This is a genomic window from Nocardiopsis alborubida (assembly GCF_012396365.1).
GTDB classification, from domain to species: domain Bacteria; phylum Actinomycetota; class Actinomycetes; order Streptosporangiales; family Streptosporangiaceae; genus Nocardiopsis; species Nocardiopsis alborubida.
On sequence record NZ_JAAXPG010000011.1, the window covers coordinates 47441 to 69651 of the forward strand.

Here is a 22211-nt window from a genome sequence, read left to right on the forward strand (position 1 = left end):
ACCGGCGGACGCGGCGACGACACGCCCCGTCCGCAGATGGCGATGGCTCTAGGGAACCCGCGCCAGTGAGCCGCGGGTTCCCGCCGCCGCGTTGACCCACAGTCAGAACGCGCCGCCGGAGCCGGGCGGCGCACAGCCGGTCGGCGCGCGGACCCCGCGGCGCGAGGCCGGGGGAGCCCCGCGGTCGGCCCTTCCCAGGAGAGCGTGCAATGAGTCACGACCAACCCCTGCCCGACCAGCGCGGGCACTACGGCCGCTTCGGCGGCCGCTTCGCGCCCGAAGCCCTCATCGCCGCCCTCGACGAGGTGGCCGCGGAGTGGGAGAAGGCCAAACAGGACCCCCGGTACCAGGCCGAACTCGCCGAACTGCTCAAGGACTACACCGGACGCCCCAGCGCCCTGAGCGAGGCCCGCAACTTCTCCGAACACTGCGGCGGCGCGCGCGTCCTGCTCAAGCGCGAGGACCTCAACCACACCGGATCGCACAAGATCAACAACGTCCTCGGCCAGGCCCTGCTCACCAAGCGGATGGGCAAGACCCGCGTCATCGCCGAGACCGGCGCCGGACAGCACGGCGTGGCCACCGCCACCGCCTGCGCCCTGCTCGGCCTGGAGTGCGTGATCTACATGGGCGAGGAGGACACCCGCCGCCAGGCGCTCAACGTCGCCCGCATGCGCATGCTCGGCGCCGAGGTCGTCCCCGTCACCATCGGCAGCCGCACCCTCAAGGACGCCATCAACGAGGCCTTCCGCGACTGGGTGGCCAACGTCGACCGCACCCACTACCTGTTCGGCACCGTCGCCGGTCCGCACCCCTTCCCCAAGCTCGTGCGCGACCTGCACTTCGTCGTCGGCCAGGAGGCCCGCGAACAGGTCCTGGAGCGCGTCGGCAGGCTCCCCGACGCGGTCGCCGCGTGCGTGGGCGGCGGATCCAACGCCATGGCGGTCTTCGCGGCCTTCATCCCCGACGAGGAGGTCGCCCTGTACGGCTTCGAGGCCGGGGGAGAGGGAGCGCGGACCACCCGCACCGCCGCCTCCATCACCGCGGGCAGCCCCGGCGTCTTCCACGGGGCGCGCACCTTCGTGCTCCAGGACGAGTACGGCCAGACCCTGCCCAGCCACTCCATCTCCGCCGGACTCGACTACCCGGCGGTGGGCCCCGAGCACGCCTACCTCGCCGACACCGGCCGCGCCAACTACGAACCGATCACCGACGCCGAGGCCATGGAGGCCTTCCGGCTGCTGTGCCGCACCGAGGGCATCATCCCGGCCATCGAGAGCGCGCACGCCCTGGCCGGCGCCCGCAAGCTCGGCGAGCGCCTCGGCCCGGACGCCGTCATCCTGGTGAACCTCTCCGGGCGCGGCGACAAGGACGTTGACACCGCGGCCGCCTACTTCGGCCTCGTTGACCCGGAGGGACAGGCGTGAGCGCCACCGCACTACAGACCAAGCTCGCCGAGGCCCGCGAGGCCGGACGCGCCGCCCTGATCGGCTACCTGCCCGCCGGGTTCCCCGACGTGGAGTCCTCCGTCCGGGTCATCCAGGCCATGGTCGAGGGGGGCTGCGACGTCGTCGAGGTCGGCCTGCCCTACTCCGACCCCATGATGGACGGCCCCACCATCCAGCGGGCCGCCGACCGGGCCCTGGCCGCGGGCACCACCACCGACGACGTGTTCCGCGTGGTCGAGGCCACCGCCGCCACCGGTGCCGCCGCCGTGGTGATGTCCTACTGGAACCCCATCGAGCGCTACGGGGTCGAGCGCTTCGCCGCGGGCCTGGCCAAGGCGGGAGGGTCCGGGGTGATCACCCCCGACCTCATCCCCGAGGAGTCCGAGGAGTGGGTGGCCGCCTCCGACGCCTGCGGCCTGGACCGGGTGTTCCTGGTCGCGCCCTCCTCCACCGACCGGCGCCTGGCCCTGACCACGCGCGAGTGCACCGGCTTCGTGTACGCCGCCTCGCTCATGGGCGTGACCGGCACCCGCACCCAGGTCGCCGACACCGCCGCCGCGCTGGTGCGGCGCACCCGCGAGGCGACCCGCGACTCCGGCCTGCCCGTCTGCGTGGGCCTGGGCATCTCCACCGGCGCCCAGGCCGCCGAGGTGGCCGCCTACGCCGACGGCGTGATCGTCGGCGCCGGGTTCTGCCAGCGCGTCCTGGACGCGCCGGACCTGGAGACCGGACTCGTCGCGGTCCGCTCCTTCGCCCAGGAACTGGCGCAGGGGGTGCGCTCGGGCCGCACCTGACCCGAGGGGCCCGCGGACAGCGGGACGCGTGAACACCGGCGGGGGCCGTCCACGGGACGGCCCCCGCCTTCGTCGTGCGACCCCGCTCCCCGCGGGGCCCCGCCGCCGTGCCGGACAGGACCACGGCCAGGCAGGTGAGAACCGGGTGGGAGAGTCCCCGAAGAACTGGGAGAGCCCCCGAAGAACCTCGTGGCACCCCTCTGACCAGGTACCCATGGAGGGGCGGGGCGCACTCCGCCCCGGGAGGCGCCGGTCGCCGCACCCGAAATCCCGGACCCAGCGTCACGCACTCGACACAGGCAGTAGGATCTGACCCGACGCGAAGGGCGACGACGCGCCCACGCACCGTGGTCGCGGGGCCCCTTTCCCGACGCCCACCCGTCCCTCCGGCCCACCGGGCCGTGTTCGTCCCGGACGCGCACGGGACGGGCGGCGGCGCGCGGTGGCGGTGGCCACATCCCCGCATCCCGGGAACCCCGCACGGCCCGGCGACGACTCCATGGAAGGACCCGCGTCCGCTCCGGCGGGCGCCACGGCCACGGCCGCACCGAACGGAAGGAGGCAGGGGCTCCCGCTCCCGCCCGCAGACGGGGGCACCCGCCCCGCACATCCGATGACCCGCCCGCTCTCTCCCCGGAGGCCGCAGTGATGGACACCACCGACCAGACACCCGCCACCCGACCCGCGCCCGGATCGCGCTGGGAGGCCGTCCAGCCCTGGCTCAGCCTCGCCTGCCGCGTCGGACTGGCCGCCGTCCTGGTCTTCGCCGCCGTCTCCAAGTTCCCCCCGGCCCTGTCCGTCCAGGCGGTCGAGGCCTACGACCTCTTTCCCGCCGAGGTCGCGCTGTTCATCGGCTACACCCTCCCCCTGTTCGAACTCGCCCTGGCCGCCCTGCTCCTGGTCGGGCTCGCCACCCGCTACGTCGGCGCCGTCAGCGCGCTGCTCATGGTCGTCTTCATCGCCGGGATCCTCTCCGCCATGGCCCGGGGCCTGAGCATCGACTGCGGCTGTTTCGGCGGCGGCGGCCAGGTCGACCCGGAGGAGACCACCTACGGGCTCTCCATCGCCCGCGACATCGCCTTCGCGGCGATGGGCGCCTTCGTCGCGGTCTGGCCGCGTTCGCCCTTCGCCGTCGACCGCGCCCTCGGCCTCTTCCGGTGACCCCGGACGGCCGACCGTATCCAGCAGTGAGGAACAGGGGAAGACATGGGCAGTGAAGCGCGCAGGCGCTCCCGCGAGAAACTCAAGGAGCAGAGGGAGAGGGACAAGCGCAAAGCCAAGCGCAACAGGACCCTCATCGTGGTGGGCGCCGCCGCCGCGGTGGTGCTGCTCATCGTCGGCATCGGCTACGCCGCCCTCAACGCCGACCGCCAAAGCGGCGAGTACGAGGGGGCCCTGGCGCCGACCACCCTCCAGCAGGACGGCAGCGTCGTCATGGCCCAGGAGGGCGCCTCGGCCCCCGTCGTCGAGGTCTACGCCGACTACCAGTGCCCCGCCTGCCGCCAGTTCGAACTCCTCAACGGCGGCGTCCTCAAGGAGAACGCCGCACAGGGCGAGGCCATCGTCCACTACCGGCCGGTCAGCATCTTCGCCCAGCAGCCGGTGCCCCTGAGCAGCAACTCGCTGCGAGCCGGGGCCGCCGCCCGCGCCGCCGCCGAACACGACCGGTTCGTGCGCTACAACGACATCCTCTTCGAGAACCAGCCCACCGAGCGCACCGAGGGCTTCACCGTCGACCAGCTCAAGGAGTGGTTCGCCGAGACCGACCCCACCCCGGAGCAGCAGGAGCGGTTCGACCAGCGGGTGGACGACGAGGCCGCCGTGGTCTCCCGGTTCACCGAGGACTTCCTGCCCGCCCTGACCGAGGACGCCGTGGCGCAGATCGGCGAGGAGACCCTCGCCACCATGGTGCTGTCCGACCTGCTCGCCTGGGGTGCCGAGCACGGCCACGACCCCTCCTTCCTGGAGGGGACGTACACGGGCCAGATCATCGAAGCCACCGGGAACGCCTACACTCGCTATAGCGGAGACAACGCCTTCCGCGGAACGCCCTCCGTCTACATCAACGGTGAGTTGCTCGACAACGACACCGCCATGACCGCCCGGGGCCTCAACGAGGCCATCGCCTCAGCGGAGCCCGGCGAGGTCGACACCCAACCCACAGGCGACGGGGGTGGCGCGGAGTAGCCACCCCCGAAGACACCCCCGCACGCGGGGCGAACCCGAGAGCAGACCAGTGACATTGTCGTCGACAGCCACGGAGGGCGCGGTCGAGTTCGGCCGGGCCCTCGCGGCCTTCCCCAGCCCGCAGGTCAACTCCATCCCCATCGGGCCGCTGCAGATCCACTTCTACGCCCTGTGCATCCTCGCCGGAGTCATCGTCGCGGTGCTGTGGAGCGAGCGGCGCTGGGCCGCCATGGGCGGTGAGAAGGGCACCATCATGGACATGGCCGTGTGGGCCGTGATCCTGGGCCTGATCGGCGGACGCCTCTACCACGTCATCAGCGACGCGCAGCTGTACTTCGCCGAGGGCCGCGAGCCCATCCGCGCCCTGTACATCTGGGAGGGCGGACTCGGCATCTGGGGAGCCATCCCCATGGGCGCCCTGGGCGTGTGGCTGGTCGCCCGCAGGCGCGGCCTGTCCATGTCCAAGCTCTCCTTCGCCATCGCCCCCACCCTCCCCCTGGCCCAGGCGCTGGGCCGCTGGGGCAACTACTTCAACCAGGAGCTGTTCGGCAGGCCCACCGACCTGCCCTGGGCCGTGGAGATCACCCCCTACCCCAACGGCGCCCTGCGCCCGGGCATGGAACTGGGCGTGAGCACCTACCACCCCACCTTCCTCTACGAGTCCCTGTGGTGCCTGGGCCTGGCCGTCCTGCTGGCCTGGGCGGGACGGCGCTACGAGCGCTCCCTCCAGGGCGGGCGCCTGTTCGCCCTCTACGTCGCGGGCTACTGCGCGGGCCGCTTCTGGATCGAGTACCTGCGCGTGGACCCGGCCAACGACTTCCTGGGCCTGCGCCTGAACAACTGGACCTCCCTCCTGGTCCTCCTCGCGGCCCTGGCCTACTTCGTGTGGGCCGGACGGCGCATCGACTCCTTCTCCAGCGCCGTCGTCCCCCACGGCCACGACGCCGGAACCCAGGTGTTCGGGCCCACAACCGACGGTGAGACGCGCGACGACAGCACCGTCTACAGCGCCCTGGACAGCGAGGAATCGCGTGTCGGTTCGCAAAGCTCCAGCTCACGGGAGGCGGGGACGGAATACCACCCGAGCCCTGAACGATCTAGTAGCGAGGGCTCGACCGACAGGGACGCCGGGGACACGGGAACCGAACCCGGGACGAAGCCCGAGTAGACACAGGGAAGCCACGTGGACCGGCCGTGTCCGGACACGCATCTGGGCCCCTGTACCTTTCGAGCAGACCACGGGTTGACGATTGAGAAAGACCGTGAGCAGAGCTGAGTCCGGGTACGGCCGCAGAGGCCGACGCGCCCACACCGAGGACCGCGCCGACGACCAGATCCTGGACCGGGACGAGGAGGCGTACGACCCCGAGGAGGACTTCTCCGCGGAGTACGGCCACACCCGCCCCGCCGACGACGGCTACGACGACGGACCCTATGACGACGCGTCCTACGACGAGGACGCCTACGACGAGGAAGAGGGCGCCGACGGCGCCGACGCGGACGGCGCCGAGGAGACCGGCGGCCGCGCCTCGCGCCGAAAGAAGGGGCGCGGGGCCCGCGGCTCCTCCCGCCGCAGGGCCCCGGGCAACCGGGCCGCCGGAGGCAGGCGGGCCGGAGCCACGGGGGTGAACAAGGTCTCGGCCTTCTCCGCCGCCGCCATCAAGAGGGTCTCGGTCCTGGGCGACCGCCCCAACCAGATCGTGTACACCCTCGCCGAGCAGAGCAAGCGCAAGCGCGGCACCGCCGTGCTCGGCCTCCTGCTCGGAGCGTTCAGCCTCGCGCTGGTCGCCCTCCTCGGCCTGCTGTCCTACCAGCTCTTCGCCGGGAACGGCGGCGCCGTCGCGGGCGGGGACGACACGGTCGTGGCCCCGCCCGAGGGGCACAGCACCCTCACCCCGGAGCTGTACCTGTCCGAGCCCAACCGCGAGGACGTCTTCGGCGCCATCAACGAGCGCCCCGAGGGCACCGAACCGATGACCGAGGAGAGCGTCTTCGACCCGGTCCGCGAGATCGGTCTGGACGACGTGAACCTGGAACTGCGCCAGGGCTCGATCACCGACTCCTGCACCTCCCTGGTGTGGGGCGAGGAACTCGGCCAGAGCCTGATCGACGCCAACTGCGTCCAGGCCGCCTCCGGTGTGTACACCGACGGGGACGAGCAGCACGTGGCCCAGTTCACCCTGTTCGACCTGGCCAACGCCGAAGCCGCGGCCGAGGTCGAGCGCGAGCTGGACCCGACCAACGCCGAGAGCGGCGCCGGGTTCCTGCTCACGCAGACCGGCGACGAGGTCCCCGGCCTGCAGGACGGTTACAGCCAGGCCACGACCCAGGTCATGGGCCACTACCTGGCCGTGTTCTGGGTGGCCGACACCGACGGCACCCCGCCCGGGGACAACACCGACATGGCGACGCTGAGCGTGGCCTCCATGAACGCGGCACGCTACGTCTACGAGGAGGTCGTGGCCGTGAACCAGGCGGCGGAGCAGGCCGAGGAGTAGTCTGTCCCGGCCTGTCGGAGGCCCCGATAGGATCTGCGACAGACCGACCCGAGGTCACACGAGGCGCGGCGAGGATTCCCGGCCTCACACACCCCCGAACACACCGGTCCGGCCCGCGTACGCGCGGGCCGGACCGCATCCGAGGAAAGGTCCATTGGGTGTCCCCTTCTGAACCGTCGGCGTCCGGACCCGCGGGGCGTCGGAGGAAGAGCAGCGAGCCCGACACCGAGCCCGAGGGGCGCTCCTCCCGGGAGGGCGGGCGCCGCCGGGCCGGGGGGCGCAGGAAGAGGGAGTCCAGGCGCCTGGGCCCCCTCATCGCCATCGTGGCCGGTGTGCTGGTCGTGGCGCTGATCGCCCTCGGCGTGGTCCTGTACCTCAACGCGGGGGAGGAGGGCGGCGAAGGGCAGGCCGCCCCCCAGACCCGTCCCGCCGTGTACCGGGTCATCGACGCCGGCAGCATGAACGAGGTGCTCGCCACCCGCGAGGCCGACAGCCGTCCCCTCAACGAGAACGAGTTGTTCGGGGACCGCAACGCCGAGATCTCCAGCCAGAGCATCGACTTCACCCTGCGCGACTCGACCCTGGCCGAGGACTGCGCCGCCGCGGTGTGGGGCGAGCCCGCCAAGGCCGCCCTGGCCGAGGCCGACTGCACCCAGGCCGGGCGCGCCACCTACCTCTCCGACACCTACTTCGGCGTCGTGGCCGTGTTCAACCTCGCCGACACCGAGGGCAGCCGAGCGGTCGCCGCGGCCCTCACCGAGCCCGAGGGGGAGGACGCCCAGGACCCCGGCTTCGTGCTCTCCCCGTCCGGCGCCGAGCCCTTCGACCGCCTGGGCAGCGGCTACAGCGCCAGCGACGCGGTCGTCAGCGGCCACTACCTGGTCCTGGTGTGGGTGCAGCCCACCGAGTCGGAGTCGGTGGAGGACAGGGTCAGCCTGTCCGGCCCGCTCGTGGCGCTGGCCAACTTCCGAGACCCGCTCTACCGGCGCATGGTGCAGCAGGAGGGCACCACCGGAGGCGGTGAGGGGACGACGGAGGGGACCGAGGGCACGGGCACCGACGGCGCCGGGACCGACGGCACGGGTGTCGAGGGCACCGGGACCGAGGGTGCGGGCACCGGGACCCAGGGAACGGGCACAGGGACGGAGGGCGAGGGTGTGACCGGCACCGAAGGCACGGGCACGGAGCTGCCCGGGACCACCGGCACCGGCTGACCTTTTGCACACACGAAGGGGTCCGCGGCATCGCGGACCCCTTCGTCGTCCCGGGGGCGGGCACGCACCAGCCCGTCGGCTGGCCGGAATCGTTTCCGATGTGAAGCGTGAGCCCTTGACCTGCGATGATCTTGTACTTATAGCGAGGCTCGACCGCCGACATCGGCTATAAGTACAAGATCACAGCGAAGGGTGCGGGCCGGCGCACCTTTTCCGGACACCGGATCAGGACGGGAGCGCCTGGACCCGCTCCAACAGGTCGGCGGCCACCCCGCGCAGCTCGCCGAAGCGGTGCTCGGGCAGGTCCAGCAGGGTGTGGCCCGACACCCACTCCGGCGCTGCGGCCACCGCGTGGCGCGCCGTGCGCTTGTTGACCGGACCTCCACGCCACGCCGACACCTCCACCAGCCCCGCCCGCAGGGTCGCGGTGAGCGTGCCGTGCGCCCGCTCCTGCACGTGCACCAGCAGCCGCTCCACCGCCGAGTCCGCGTCCGGGCGCCGGGTCAGCCGCACCGCGGTCAGGCCGTCCGCGCCGAACCCGCGCAGGAACCGCACCCCGAAGCGCGGTTCCACCAGGGCGCGCAGCCCCCGCTGGCCCGCCTCGTCGCGCACGCACGCCGCGGAGGACGGAACCAGCACGTACACGGTGTCCCCGGCGGCGGCCAGGGCCGCGCGCGCCGCCCAGCGGTCCCACCCGCCCGTGAGATTGACCACCGCGCAGCCGCCGCCCTGCCCGGGCGCCTCCATCCACGTGGACAGGCGCACCCGCCCCGACCCGGCGACCTCGCCGGGCCACGCGCCCACCAGCGTCGGCGCACGGTCGCCACCGGTCTCACCCGTCTCCCGGGCTTCCCCGGCCCTCCCGGTCTCCTCGGCCACCCGGTCCAGCACGGCGCGGGCCCCGTCGGCGTCCAGGCCGCCCCGGGCCTCCTTGGCGTTCACCCCCTGGCTGTACACACGCGCCACCTCACCCGAGGGCGCGGGCAGCGTGCGCGCCAGCGGACGCAGCACGTACAGGTCCGAGGCCGCGCCGATCGACTCGGCCCCGTGATAGCGGTTGAAGTCCGGCCACACCGCCTCCAACAGCAGGTCCATCCGCACCAGCCGCGCCTGCGTGGCCGCGGCCAGCCGCGGAGTGGTCTCACTGGCCCCGTAGGCCACCAGCACCCGGCCCCGGCGGGGGTCGGCCATCCCCTCCACACCGCGCCGCACGAACAACTCCACCCCGTCGGGCGTGTAGGGGGGATCGGTGAACACCACCTCCGCGACGCCGCGCACCGCGGGCGGCAACCCCAGGCGCAGATCCGCGGCGTGCGTGCGCACCGCCAGCCCCAGGTCGGCCGCCAGGGCGTCGATGTGGGCCAGGACGCGTTCGTCGATGTCCACGACCTCCGCGCGGGCGCCCGGGCACACCAGGGCCAGCGCCACCGAGGTCAGGTCGTGGTCGCCCACGCACAGCAGCGTGCGGTCGCGCAGGTCGAACCGGGTGGACAGCAGCAGCGCCCGACGCAGCGCGGTCTCGGCCGTCGCCGCGACGTGGTCCAGGTCCAGGTCCGAGGCGGGCCCCTGTTCCACGGCGCGCGCCAGCTCCGCCAGCGCCCGTGAGTAGCGGGGGAGCAGGTGGGCCACCGGGTCGGCGGGCTCCTCCCCGGCCGCGCCCGCGTAGCGCTCCGGCCGCACCAGGCGCACCCGGCCCCGCCCTTCCCCGGCCACCAGTTCACCGGCCTCCGTCAGGGCCTCCACCAGGGAGGACACCAGCGCGTACGCGACACCGCTGGCGCGCACCAGCGCGTTCGCCTCCCACTCGCGCCCGTCCGAGAGCAGCGCCAGCACACGCCGCAGCCGGGGCGCGTCCACACCGTGGCCGCGCAGCAGTTCCGAGGCGGGCTCGGGAAGGGGAGACGGGCCGTCGGGGGAGCGGTCGGCGCGGGCGTCCGCGGCCGGTACCCGGCCAGGGGCAGCGGAAGGGGGGCCGTCCGGGCCCGGAGGAGTCGCGTGCATGCGTCGATCGTCCCACGCGCGCCGGGGCGGCGCGCGGTCCACCGCCACGCAGGTCAGCGGCACCGGCCGGTGAGGGGCATATCACTCGGCGACCCGTCCCCCACCCTCTTGGGGACGGGGATAACAGCGGGGTAATGTGGGGCCGCGGCGCGTCGCGCCCGCGTGCCCGAAGTGGCGTACCCGACCTCCGAGGTCGGTGTTTCGGCCCCTTTGGGAGGTTTAGCGGAGTTCCCTCGTGGAAAAACCCGCTAGGCCAGCCCACACCGGGAACCCTCCCGGAAGGGACCGTGCCCGAGCCCGCACACACGGGCACGGCAGGGGGCCACCGGCGCACCGCGGCGCCACATGGTCTAGACCTGCGATTAACGTCGCGGCTGGACCGGCATGTATAAGGGAACCTGCCCGTCACGGGCGAACCCACCCGCCACCGGCGACCACGAGGACGTGGACGCACGACGGAGGCGGCCACGGCGCCCACAGGACGGTCACCGCCGCACCACGCGGCGACACAACTTCATCCGCACGCAGCAGGGCCAACGTCGTCCCGGATGCGCTTTTCACGAAGCCACGCAAGACGACAGGAGGGTAGATGCCTGCTGGCCAGGTGCGGCGTTCGTCCGTCCGAACGAACCCCGAGACCACTTCCCAGGGCCTGTACGACCCCGCTTTCGAGCACGACGCCTGCGGTGTGGGCTTCGTCGCCGACCTCACTGGACGTCGCAGCCACGACATCGTCGAGAAGGCGCTCACCGTACTCCGCAACCTCGACCACCGCGGAGCCTCCGGTGCCGACCCCGACGACGGAGACGGCGCGGGCATCCTCACCCAGATCCCGCACGAGCTCTACACCGAAGTCTGCGACTTCACCCTGCCCGATGCCGGCGCCTACGCCACCGGCATCGGCTTCCTGCCCGTCGACGCCGCCGAGCGCGCCGCCGCCGTGGAGCACATCAACGCCATCGTCGCCGAGGAGGGCCTGACCCTGCTCGGCTGGCGCGAACTGCCCTTCGAGCCCCAGTACAGCGGCCCCGCCGCCCGCCAGGCCATGCCCTACTTCGGGCAGCTCTTCATCACGGGCACCCCGGGCACCGCCACCGAGGGCCTCACCGGCATCGAGCTGGAGCGCCACGCCTACTGCGTACGCAAGCGCGCCGAGCACGAGAGCGACGTCTACTTCCCGAGCCTGTCCCCGCGCACCATCGCCTACAAGGGCATGCTCACCACCCCGCAGCTGGAGCCGTTCTTCCCCGACCTGTCCGACCGGCGCTACGCCTCCGGCCTGGCCCTGGTCCACTCCCGCTTCTCCACCAACACGTTCCCGTCCTGGCCGCTCGCCCACCCGTTCCGCTACGTCGCGCACAACGGCGAGATCAACACCGTCAAGGGCAACCGGAACATGATGCGGGCGCGCGAGGCCAAACTCGCCAGCGACCTCATCCCCGGCGACCTCGACCGGATCTTCCCGATCGTCGACCCCGACGACTCCGACACCGCCTCCTTCGACGACGCCCTGGAACTGCTCCACCTGGGCGGACGCTCCCTGCCGCACGCGGTGCTCATGATGATCCCCGAGCCCTGGGAGAACCACACCGAGATGGACCCGGCCGTCCGGGCCTTCTACGAGTACCACTCCACCCTCATGGAGCCCTGGGACGGCCCCGCCTCGGTGTCCTTCACCGACGGCACCGTCGTCGGCGCGGTCCTGGACCGCAACGGCCTGCGCCCCGGCCGCTACTGGGTCACCGAGGACGGCTTCGTCGTCCTCGCCAGCGAGGCCGGAGTCCTGGACATCGACCCCGCCACCGTCGTGCGCAAGGGACGCCTCCAGCCCGGCCGCATCTTCGTCGTCGACACCGCCCAGGGGCGCATCGTCGAGGACGAGGAGATCAAGGCCGAACTCGCCGCGCAGCACCCCTACCAGGAGTGGATCGACACGGGCGTCCTGCGCCTGGCCGACCTGCCCGACGCCCAACCCGTCCCGGTCACCGAACTCCAGCGCGCCCAGCAGGTCTTCGGCTACACCGAGGAGGAACTGCGCGTCATCCTCACCCCGATGGCCCGCACCGGAGCCGAACCCATCGGCTCCATGGGCACCGACACCCCGGTGGCCGCGCTCTCCGAGCGCTCCCGCCAGCTCTTCGACTACTTCTCGCAGAACTTCGCCCAGGTCACCAACCCGCCCCTGGACGCCATCCGCGAGGAGATGGTCACCAGCCTGGCCACCCTCCTGGGCGCCGAGCACAACATCCTCGACGCCGCTCCCGGCAGCACCCAGCGCCTCGTCCTGCCCACCCCGGTCGTCGACCAGGCCGAACTGGCCGCCATCGTCGCCGCCGGACAGGGCAACCCGGCCCTGAGGAGCTTCACCGTCGACGGCACCTACCCCGTCGACGGCGGCGGCGACGCGCTCTCCGCCCGCCTGGAGCAGATCAACACCGAGGTCTCCGCCGCCATCGCCGACGGCGCCCACATCCTCGTGCTCAGCGACCGCGGCGCCGACGAGGGCCGCGCGCCCATCCCGTCGCTGCTGCTCACCGGCTCGGTCCACCACCACCTCGTCCGCGAGAAGACCCGCACCGAGGTCGGCCTCCTCATCGAGGCCGCCGACGTGCGCGAATGCCACCACGTCGCCCTGCTCATCGGCTACGGCGCCTCCGCGGTCAACCCCTACCTGGCGCTGGCCACCGTCCGCGACCTCGTCGAGCGCGGACGCCTCGGCGGCGTCGACGCCGACCAGGCCGTCCGCAACACCGTCAAGGCGTTCGGCAAGGGCGTCCTGAAGGTCATGTCCAAGATCGGCGTGTCCACGGTCAGCTCCTACACCGGAGCCCAGATCTTCGAGGCCCTGGGCCTGGGCGCCGAGGTCATCGACCGCTGCTTCACCGGCACCACCTCCCGCCTGGGCGGCGTCGGCTTCGACGTCCTCGCCGAGGAGGTCGCCATCCGCCACCGCCGCGCCCACACCGCCAACCCCAACGCCCACCGGCGCCTGGAGGTCGGCGGCGAGTACCAGTGGCGCCGCGAGGGCGAACCGCACCTGTTCAGCCCCGAGACCGTCTTCAAGCTCCAGCACTCCACCCGCACCCGCAAGTACGAGATCTTCAAGGAGTACACCTCCCAGATCGACGACCAGTCCGAGAAGCTCATGACCCTGCGCGGTCTCCTGCGCTTCAAGGACGGCGTGCGCGAACCCGTGCCCGTCGACGAGGTCGAACCCGTCTCGGAGATCGTCCGGCGCTTCTCCACCGGAGCCATGTCCTACGGCTCCATCTCCGCCGAGGCCCACCAGACCCTCGCCATCGCGATGAACCGCCTCGGCGGCAAGTCCAACACCGGCGAGGGCGGCGAGGACCCCGACCGCTTCACCCCCGACGCCAACGGGGACCTGCGGCGCAGCTCCATCAAGCAGGTCGCCTCCGGCCGCTTCGGCGTCACCTCGCACTACCTCAGCAACGCCGACGACATCCAGATCAAGATGGCCCAGGGCGCCAAGCCCGGCGAGGGCGGCCAGCTGCCCGGCCACAAGGTCTACCCGTGGGTCGCCCGGACCCGCCACTCCACCCCCGGCGTCGGGCTCATCTCCCCGCCGCCCCACCACGACATCTACTCCATCGAGGACCTCGCCCAACTCATCCACGACCTCAAGAACGCCAACCCCTCCGCCCGGGTCCACGTCAAACTGGTCTCCGAGGCGGGCGTGGGCACCGTCGCCGCCGGCGTGTCCAAGGCACACGCCGACGTCGTCCTCATCTCCGGCCACGACGGAGGCACCGGCGCCTCGCCGCTGACCTCCCTCAAGCACGCGGGCACCCCCTGGGAGCTCGGCCTCGCCGAGACCCAGCAGACCCTGCTGCTCAACGGCCTGCGCGACCGCATCGTCGTCCAGGCCGACGGCCAGATGAAGACCGGCCGCGACGTCGTCATCGCCGCCCTGCTCGGCGCCGAGGAGTACGGCTTCGCCACCGCACCCCTCGTCGTCTCCGGCTGCGTCATGATGCGCGTGTGCCACCTGGACACCTGCCCCGTCGGCGTCGCCACCCAGAACCCGCTCCTGCGCGAGCGCTTCTCCGGCAAGGCCGAGTACGTCGTCAACTTCTTCGAGTTCATCGCCCAGGAGGTCCGCGAGTACCTCGCCCAGCTCGGCTTCCGCAGCCTGGACGAGGCCATCGGATCCATCGACCTGCTCGACACCGCCGACGCCGTCAACCACTGGAAGGCCCAAGGCCTGGACCTGTCGCCCATCCTGCACGAGGTCGAGCCCCGCGCGGGCGACCACCGCGTCCAGCAGCGCCTCCAGGACCACGGCCTGGGCAAGGCCCTGGACAACACCCTCATCCAGCTCAGCGAGGGCGCCCTGGACTTCGGCCAGCCCGTACGCCTCGAACTGCCCGTACGCAACGTCAACCGCACCGTCGGCACCATGCTCGGACACGAGGTCACCAAGCGCCACGGCGCCGCCGGCCTCCCCGACGACACCATCGACGTCTCCTTCACCGGATCCGCGGGCCAGTCCTTCGGCGCCTTCGTGCCCAGGGGAATCACCCTGCGCCTGTCCGGCGACGCCAACGACTACGTCGGCAAGGGCCTGTCCGGCGGACGCGTCATCGTCCGCCCCGACACCGCCTCCCAGCTGGTCGCCGAGGACCACATCATCGCCGGCAACGTCATCGGCTACGGCGCCACCTCCGGAGAGATCCTCCTGCGCGGCGTCGTCGGCGAACGCTTCTGCGTCCGCAACTCCGGCGCCCTCGCCGTCGTCGAGGGCATCGGCGACCACGGCTGCGAGTACATGACCGGCGGCCGCGCCGTCGTCCTCGGCCGCACCGGCCGCAACTTCGCGGCCGGCATGTCCGGAGGCGTCGCCTACGTCCTGGACCTGGACCGCGAACGTGTCAACACCGAGATGGTCGAGATCGAGGCCCTCACCGACGAGGACCGCGCGTTCCTCACCGACGTCCTCACCCGCCACCGCGCCGAGACCGGATCGGCCGTCGCCGAACGGATCCTCACCGACGGCGAGCACGGACTCGACCGCATCGCCAAGATCATGCCCCGCGACTACAAGCGCGTCCTGCTCGCCCAGGCCGAGGCCGAACGCGAGGGCCGCGACGTCAACGAGGCCGTCATGGCCTCCGCACAGTCCTGACACGAGAGGAGGAAGGCACATGGCCGACCCCAAGGGCTTCCTGAAGACCACCGAGCGAGAGCTCCCCAAGCACCGACCCGTCGACGTGCGCATCCAGGACTGGCGCGAGGTCTACGAGGACTTCGACCGGGGAACCGTCACCAAGCAGGCCTCGCGCTGCATGGACTGCGGCATCCCCTTCTGCCACAACGGCTGCCCGCTCGGCAACCTCATCCCCGAGTGGAACCACCTCGTCCACACCCACGACTGGGCCGAGGCGATCGAACGCCTGCACGCCACCAACAACTTCCCGGAGTTCACCGGCAGGCTCTGCCCCGCCCCGTGCGAGTCCGCATGCGTGCTCGGCATCAACCAGCCCGCCGTCACCATCAAGAACGTCGAGGTCTCCATCATCGACCGCGCGTGGGAGGAGGGCTGGGTCAAGCCCCTGCCCCCCACCACCCGCACCGGCAAGAAGGTCGCCGTCGTCGGCTCCGGCCCCGCCGGACTCGCCGCCGCCCAACAGCTCACCCGGGCCGGACACGACGTCACCGTCTACGAGCGCGCCGACCGCATCGGCGGCCTCCTGCGCTACGGCATCCCCGAGTTCAAGATGGAGAAGCGGCACATCGACCGCCGCCTCGCCCAGATGAGCGCCGAGGGCACCACCTTCCGCGCCGGAGTCGACGTCGGCGTCGACATCACCGCCGAGCGGCTGCGCGCCGACCACGACGCCGTCGTCATCAGCGGCGGCGCCACCGCCTGGCGCGACCTGCCCGCCAAGGGCCGCGAACTCGGCGGCATCCACCAGGCCATGGAGTACCTGCCCCTGGCCAACCGGGTGCAGGAGGGCGACTACGACACGCCCGCCATCAGCGCCCAGGGCAAACACGTCGTCGTCATCGGCGGCGGCGACACCGGCGCCGACTGCGTCGGCACCGCCCACCGCCAGGGCGCCGCGTCGGTCACCCAGCTGGAGATCATGCCCAAGCCGCCCGCCACGCGGCCCGACAACCAGCCCTGGCCGACCATGCCCATGCTCTACAAGGTCACCAGCGCCCACGAGGAGGGCGGCAAGCGGATCTACGCCGTCAACACCGTCGAGTTCCTCGGCGACGACAACGGCCAGGTCCGCGCCCTCAAACTCGTCGAGGTCAAGCGCACCGACAAGGGCTTCGAACCCGTCGAGGGCACCGAACGCGAGATCCCCGCCGAACTCGTCACCCTCGCCATGGGCTTCGTCGGACCCCAGAAGGAGGGCCTGCTCGACCAGCTCGGCGTGGAGCTGGACGGACGCGGCAACGTCGTCCGCGACGCCGACTACCGCACCACCGTCGACGGCGTCTTCTGCGCCGGGGACATGGGCCGCGGCCAGTCGCTCATCGTCTGGGCCATCGCCGAGGGCCGCTCCGCCGCCGCCGGAGTGGACCGCTACCTCACCGACGACAGCGCACTGCCGGTCACCATCCCGCCGACCGCACGACCGCTGGTCTAGTCACCACCAGGCACACACGCGCGCCGGGCGCGGAGGGAGACCTCCGCACCCGGCGCGTCGTCGTGTCCACCCCCGGGTCCCGCGGCCCGCCCCCGACCGCCGGAGCCGGACAGCGCCACACGAGAGGTCATCCGGGTTCCCACCAGAAGAACCCACAACCGCTAACACCCCCTGGACCCGCCCAGAAACGACGCCGATACTGGAAACCAGCAGGACCCACCACACAGCACGGCCAGGAGGCCAGACGATGACCTACCGGCTCATCGCCGACACCGCCATGGTCGTGCACCTGGCCTTCCTCGCCTACCTCGCCCTCGGCGGATTCCTCGCCTGGAAGTGGCCCCGCACCCTCTGGATCCACCTCGGCTGCGCCCTCTACGGACTCGCCATCACCCTCATCGGCTGGCCCTGCCCCCTCACCCACGTCGAGAACTGGGCCCGCCGACGCGCCGGACAACAAGGACTCCCCCCGGAAGGCTTCATCGACCACTACCTCACCGGCATCGTCTACCCCGCCGAACACCTGCTCACCGCACAACTCGCCGTCGCCCTCGCCGTCCTCGCCTCCTGGGCCGGACTCCTCGTCCTCACCCGTCGTCCTCACCCGAAGACGCACGCGCAACACCACCCCGGACCGCGCGTAAAGATCGCGAATGGATTGGGCCACCGACCATTTCCCCGCCCCGGACACGGACGTACCGTCGAAGACATGACCGTTGTGACCTGGGAATCCCTTCGCGCCGCAGAACACTTCACCATGCGAAACGCCCGGCTCATCGACCGGCTCCGCTTCGCCCACCTCTTCCAGGGCGGACCCACCGAACCCATCCGCTCAGCACTCTCCGCCTACCGCAACCTCGACGGCGGCTACGGCAACGGACTCGACCCCGACCTGCGCGGACACACCAGCCAACCCGCCGCCACCGAACTCGCCCTGCGCTACCTCGACGACCTCGGCCCCATCCCCACCAGCCTCGGCACCGGCATCTGCCGCTACCTCACCACCGTCACCAACCCCGACGGCGGCCTGCCCTGCGTACGACCCAACGTCCGCCACACCGAATCCGCCCCCTGGTGGCGACAGCACCACGACTTCACCAGCGACCTCGGCCTCACCGCACTCCTCGCCGGATACCTCCACAAACACAACATCAGCCACACCTGGCGCGACAACGCCACCGCCTACTGCTGGAAGCACATCAACGCCCTGCACTGGACCGACCCGCACCAGGCCATCGGCATCTGCGCCTTCCTCCAACACGTCCCCGACCGCGACCGCGCCCTACGCACCACCAGCCGGCTCCACCCCATGATCCGCGCCGTCATCGACACCGACCCCCAACCCAACCCGCGCCGACACGCCCACACCGCACTCGACCTCGCCACCCACCCCGACCACATCGCCCGACCCCTGTTCACCGACGCCGAGATCCAACGCAACCTCGACTTCTTCGAACAGACCCAACGACCCGACGGCGGCTGGGACGCCACCTGGCAGCACTGGGACACCGCCGCCACCCTCGAACGCGAAGGCATGCGCACCGTCCAACGCCTGCGCATCCTGTGCGCCTACGGCCGCGTCCAGTGCTCCCTCCCGCCCCGCCGCCGCGACAGCTGACACACCGAACCCGGCCCCCACCGAACCCGGCCCCCACCGAACCCGGCGGACACCGGGCCCGCCAGGGCCGGGCCCCGCACCCCCGCGCGATCCGGCACAATCCCACACCCCCACCCACCAGCCCAAGCCCACAACCCCACCCACCGCAGCGAACCCTCACCCAGGGTGCCCGCCGTTCGACTTCCCGCAGCCCCACATACGTCCATTCGCAACCTGGTTTAGACCACTCCATCCTCCAGACGCTCTAGAGTGTTATGCGTGACACGTCGAGCAAAAATCGTCGCGACCCTCGGTCCCGCCACCTCGAGCCCGGAAGTCCTCCGCAAGCTCGTCGAAGCCGGACTGGACGTCGCCCGACTCAACCTCAGCCACGGAACCCACGACGACCACAGGGCCAACCTCGCCAACCTGCGAGGCGCCGCTGAGGCCGCACAACGAGCAGTCGGCGTCCTCGCCGACCTCCAAGGGCCCAAGATCCGCGTCGGCACCTTCGCCGACGGCCCCGTCGACCTCAACGTCGGCGACGAGTTCACCATCACCACCGACGACGTCCCGGGCGACGCCCACCGCGTCTCCACCACCTACAAGGGACTCCCGGCGGACGTCCGCCCCGGCGACCGCGTCCTCATCGACGACGGCCGCATCGCGCTGGAGTGCACCAAGACCACCAGCACCGACGTCCACACCCGCGTCATCGTCGGCGGCACCGTCTCCAACCACAAGGGACTCAACCTCCCCGGCGTCGCCGTCAGCGTCCCCGCACTCACCGAAAAGGACGAGGCGGACCTGCGCTGGGCCCTCCACCAGGGCGTCGACATGGTCGCCCTCTCCTTCGTCCGCAGCCCCGCCGACGCCGAGGAGTGCCACCGCATCATGGACGAGGAGGGCATCACCGTCCCCCTCATCGCCAAGGTCGAGAAGCCCCAGGCCGTCGAACGGCTCCAGGACATCATCGAGGTCTTCGACGGAGTCATGGTCGCCCGCGGCGACCTCGGCGTCGAACTCCCCCTCGAGAACGTCCCCATGGTGCAAAAACGCGCCGTCGAACGCTGCCGCGACAAGGCCAAACCGGTCATCGTCGCCACCCAGATGCTCGAATCCATGATCGGATCACCCCGGCCCACCCGCGCCGAGGCCTCCGACGTCGCCAACGCCGTCCTCGACGGCGCCGACGCCGTCATGCTCTCCGGAGAGACCAGCGTCGGCAAGTACCCCGTCGAGACCGTCGAGACCATGGCCCGCATCGTCAGCGCCGCCGAGCAGGAGTCCCTGCGCGCCTCGCACATCCTCAACCGGGTACCCGAGACCACCGGCGGAGCCATCGCCCGCGCCGCCGCCGAGATCGGCGCCACCGTCGGAGCCAAGGCCCTGGTCGCCTTCACCATGTCCGGTGAGACCGCCCGACGCCTGGCCCGCTACCGCTCACCCATCCCGCTGATGGCCTTCACCACCGAGGAGACCACCCGCGGCGTGCTCTCCCTCACCTGGGGAGTCGAGAGCAACCTCGTGCCCTGGGTCGACAACACCGACGACATGGTCCGCCAGGTGGAGGCCGAACTCCTCCAACTCGGCGACTACCACAAGGGCGACAAGATCGTCATCGTCGCGGGCAGCCCGCCCGGAACCACCGGTTCCACCAACTCCCTGCGCGTCCACCGCCTCGGCGACGCCGTCGCCCTCGCGGCGCAGTAGGGAGACCCGGGCGCCCCGCACAGGGCGCCCCCGACGTGCCGCATCAGGTCCGGCCCGGAGGACACGGCGTATGAGCCGCGCCGCCCACCGGGTCAGGACCAGGTGCGGCCCCGCCGCACCACCTCAGGCCGCCGACTCCCCGCGCACATCCCCCCGCGACTCCGACCCGGTCGCCGCCGCCCCGCCCTCGGGCAGCACACGCTCCAACGGCATGTCCCACGGCAACAGGTTCCACGGACTGCGCTCGTCCTCCGTCAGCAGACCCAGCGCCGCCCACACCCGGTCCGTCCCGCCGTGGTCGCCCTCCACACCCTTCTCCGGCCACAACAGGTAACCCGCGTGGAAAGCCATCGACAACTGCTGCCACGACGCGTACCGCCGCTGAAGATCCGAGGCCACCCGACGCAACAGCGTCTGCGTCTCCACCGGACTCAACCAGTCCAACGACGCACCCCCGCACACCAGCCGGATCACGTGCACCGACTTCCACCACTGGTAGGCCCCGATGAGCACCGTCTCGTCCGCCTCGGCCACCCCCGTGACCGCGCGCAACCGCGCCACCTGCTCCTCACCCAGCCGCACGTGCGCCCCCGTCACCTGCCCGCCCCGCTCACGCGGCAGACGCGACCTGGCCACCCCCGCGCTCAGATCCACCACCAGATCCAGCTTCGGACCCGTGCGCAGCTCCTCCAACAGGGCGTCCACCGCCTCCAGCAGAGACTCCCGGTCGGTCACCCCCCACTGGCGCTCCAGCATCCGCTGGTAGGGACGGCGCAGCGACGGCCGGGCGACCACGTCCCACGGCTCGGCCAGCGCCACCCGGAACGGCGCCGCCACGGCCGCCGCCCAGCGCTCCGTGCTCAACGGCGCGTCGGGGTCCTTGGTGCGCAGGGCGGGGGACTCGCGCGAGCCCACCACCAGCTCAGCGAAGGAACCGGCGACCAGCGCCACGACGGGCACGAACGCCCAACCCGGCTGGCCGACGGCCACGAGAAGGACGATGAGCAGCGCGACGGGGGTCAGCAGCCACGGCTGGCGGCGCTGGGAACCCCACGCCACCACCACCCAGGCGCCGATAACCAGTGCGCCGACGATCCCGGCCACCGCGGTCAGCACCCGCTGCTCCTCTCCTGAGAACTCGCTTCTGGAACTCCAGGATCAAGGACGCGCGCCCGAGTAGGCGACCGAACTCACGGGTTGTACTCAGGTTGTGGCCGTGATGTGACCGGTTCCGCCGTGTTGCCCCGGCATAAAGTGACAAAGGGCCTATTTAGGGCGGTACCGGCTGGGTAGTTACGCAGGTTCTGGCCCGTCTGTCCGGTCCCTCAGTACTTCGGCCCGATGAAGGCGTCCATACGCGCCACGGCCTCCTTCCGCGACACTGAGATGGCGGTCTTGTCCTTGAACGGGGGCTGGCGCTGGATGTGGCTCGTCCAGGGAATGCCGAGCCGCTCCAGGGACGACGTGAAGAGGTCCACGATGTCCTGCGACGTGTTGGAGAAGTGGTAGCGCGGGTACTCGTAGTACTCGTCCCTCCTGCCCCTCTTGCGTATCCGGTTGAGGGCACGGCATCCGTCGGAGTGAACCAGGCCCCGGACGAACAGCTCAGGGTGGTGGTCGACGACTTCCTGCTGCCAGGTTTCCAGGGCGATCCTCCTGGAGTGCTTGTGGCCCGGTCCGTGCTGGGGGAACAGGCAGAGCCAGTGTTTGGAGGCGGCTTTGACAGCCGTGCACCCCTCGCCGCGGCTGGCACGGAAAGAGGTGATCGGGAACACCTTCTGCATGGCATCGCCGCAGAGGTCCATCAGTCCCGGGTACTTGTTGTCGCAAAAGATCCAGAGAACGTACACCCCGTGCCTTGAGGCGGTGATGTGACCGTCTCCGAGGTAGAGCCCCAGTAGGTAGGCATAGGCGTTGTCATCAAGACGCGCGTTGTGGCACTTGGGGCAGTAGGTCGTCCGGTCTCGGCGCCTTCCCTCTGTCGCGGGCGCACGCCTGTTGCCGTAGCGCCAGTGCCTGATCGCCTGCACGGAGACGCCGCACTGTGCCGCGATGGCTTTGTCGGTCAGGCCCAGGGCTTTGAGGCGGAAGGTTTCGTCTACTACGTCACGTGAGTACATGACAGGAATAGTTGCTCAT

At 71.4% G+C, this 22211-nt stretch carries 14 protein-coding genes and 1 pseudogene; 12 read left to right on the plus strand and 3 right to left on the minus strand.

Features of this window, described 5'->3' with window-relative positions; translation table 11 throughout:
- Positions 1–209 precede the first annotated feature (209 nt).
- The 7 genes from trpB to HGB44_RS13295 all read left to right on the plus strand — a co-directional run bounded on the left by trpB (position 210) and on the right by HGB44_RS13295 (position 8141).
- Positions 210–1427, plus strand: a complete 1218-nt coding sequence (trpB, locus tag HGB44_RS13265) for a tryptophan synthase subunit beta (RefSeq protein ID WP_061083092.1) — start codon at positions 210–212, stop codon at positions 1425–1427.
- On the plus strand, positions 1424–2242 hold the full coding sequence (gene trpA, locus HGB44_RS13270) for a tryptophan synthase subunit alpha (RefSeq protein WP_061083091.1): 819 nt from the start codon (positions 1424–1426) through the stop codon (positions 2240–2242). Before trpB ends, trpA begins: the two co-directional genes overlap by 4 nt.
- A gap of 648 nt (positions 2243–2890) precedes the next feature.
- Complete coding sequence (locus HGB44_RS13275) at positions 2891–3403, plus strand: MauE/DoxX family redox-associated membrane protein (protein WP_061083013.1); 513 nt, start codon at positions 2891–2893, stop codon at positions 3401–3403.
- A gap of 45 nt (positions 3404–3448) precedes the next feature.
- Positions 3449–4429 carry a DsbA family protein gene (locus HGB44_RS13280; RefSeq protein WP_061083014.1) on the plus strand — a complete coding sequence of 327 codons (981 nt, stop codon included), beginning with the start codon at positions 3449–3451 and terminating at the stop codon, positions 4427–4429.
- A gap of 55 nt (positions 4430–4484) precedes the next feature.
- Positions 4485–5597, plus strand: coding sequence for a prolipoprotein diacylglyceryl transferase (lgt, locus tag HGB44_RS13285; RefSeq protein WP_061083015.1), 1113 nt, complete (start codon positions 4485–4487; stop codon positions 5595–5597).
- 94 nt (positions 5598–5691) lie between these two features.
- Positions 5692–6927 carry a hypothetical protein gene (locus HGB44_RS13290; RefSeq protein ID WP_061083016.1) on the plus strand — a complete coding sequence of 412 codons (1236 nt, stop codon included), beginning with the start codon at positions 5692–5694 and terminating at the stop codon, positions 6925–6927.
- A gap of 158 nt (positions 6928–7085) precedes the next feature.
- On the plus strand, positions 7086–8141 hold the full coding sequence (locus HGB44_RS13295) for a hypothetical protein (protein WP_061083017.1): 1056 nt from the start codon (positions 7086–7088) through the stop codon (positions 8139–8141).
- A gap of 225 nt (positions 8142–8366) precedes the next feature.
- Here the strand turns inward: HGB44_RS13295 and HGB44_RS13300 are convergent, their stop codons facing one another.
- Positions 8367–10142 carry a bis-aminopropyl spermidine synthase family protein gene (locus HGB44_RS13300; RefSeq protein WP_061083018.1) on the minus strand — a complete coding sequence of 592 codons (1776 nt, stop codon included), beginning with the start codon at positions 10140–10142 and terminating at the stop codon, positions 8367–8369.
- A 589-nt stretch (positions 10143–10731) separates the two neighbouring features.
- Between HGB44_RS13300 and gltB the strand changes: the two genes are divergently transcribed.
- The 5 genes and pseudogenes from gltB (at position 10732) to pyk (ending at position 20072) form a co-directional block, all read left to right on the plus strand.
- On the plus strand, positions 10732–15288 hold the full coding sequence (gltB, locus tag HGB44_RS13305; RefSeq protein WP_061083019.1) for a glutamate synthase large subunit: 4557 nt from the start codon (positions 10732–10734) through the stop codon (positions 15286–15288).
- A gap of 19 nt (positions 15289–15307) precedes the next feature.
- Entirely contained in the window at positions 15308–16762 is a 1455-nt protein-coding gene (locus HGB44_RS13310) for a glutamate synthase subunit beta (protein ID WP_061083020.1), read from the plus strand.
- Positions 16763–17039: 277 nt separating this feature from the next.
- Positions 17040–17282 (plus strand): annotated as a pseudogene (locus HGB44_RS13315) (DUF2784 domain-containing protein); the annotation flags it as partial.
- A gap of 198 nt (positions 17283–17480) precedes the next feature.
- Entirely contained in the window at positions 17481–18380 is a 900-nt protein-coding gene (locus HGB44_RS13320) for a hypothetical protein (RefSeq protein ID WP_061083033.1), read from the plus strand.
- Between the two features lie 258 nt (positions 18381–18638).
- Positions 18639–20072, plus strand: coding sequence for a pyruvate kinase (gene pyk / locus HGB44_RS13325; protein WP_061083021.1), 1434 nt, complete (start codon positions 18639–18641; stop codon positions 20070–20072).
- 123 nt (positions 20073–20195) lie between these two features.
- Here the strand turns inward: pyk and HGB44_RS13330 are convergent, their stop codons facing one another.
- Both HGB44_RS13330 and HGB44_RS13335 read right to left on the minus strand, forming a co-directional pair.
- A complete protein-coding gene (locus HGB44_RS13330) occupies positions 20196–21188 on the minus strand; it encodes a DUF1266 domain-containing protein (protein ID WP_061083022.1) in 993 nt (330 codons plus the stop codon).
- 209 nt (positions 21189–21397) lie between these two features.
- On the minus strand, positions 21398–22192 hold the full coding sequence (locus HGB44_RS13335; RefSeq protein ID WP_061083023.1) for a helix-turn-helix domain-containing protein: 795 nt from the start codon (positions 22190–22192) through the stop codon (positions 21398–21400).
- Between the last annotated feature and the right edge of the window lie 19 nt (positions 22193–22211).

Coding starts and splice junctions, on each gene's coding strand:
- HGB44_RS13275 (WP_061083013.1), top strand. CDS start 2,891: ATGGACACCACCGACCAGACACCCGCCACCCGACCCGCGCCCGGATCG.
- gltB (WP_061083019.1), top strand. CDS start 10,732: ATGCCTGCTGGCCAGGTGCGGCGTTCGTCCGTCCGAACGAACCCCGAG.
- HGB44_RS13335 (WP_061083023.1), bottom strand. CDS start 22,192: ATGTACTCACGTGACGTAGTAGACGAAACCTTCCGCCTCAAAGCCCTG.
- HGB44_RS13280 (WP_061083014.1), top strand. CDS start 3,449: ATGGGCAGTGAAGCGCGCAGGCGCTCCCGCGAGAAACTCAAGGAGCAG.
- trpB (WP_061083092.1), top strand. CDS start 210: ATGAGTCACGACCAACCCCTGCCCGACCAGCGCGGGCACTACGGCCGC.
- HGB44_RS13310 (WP_061083020.1), top strand. CDS start 15,308: ATGGCCGACCCCAAGGGCTTCCTGAAGACCACCGAGCGAGAGCTCCCC.
- HGB44_RS13300 (WP_061083018.1), bottom strand. CDS start 10,142: ATGCACGCGACTCCTCCGGGCCCGGACGGCCCCCCTTCCGCTGCCCCT.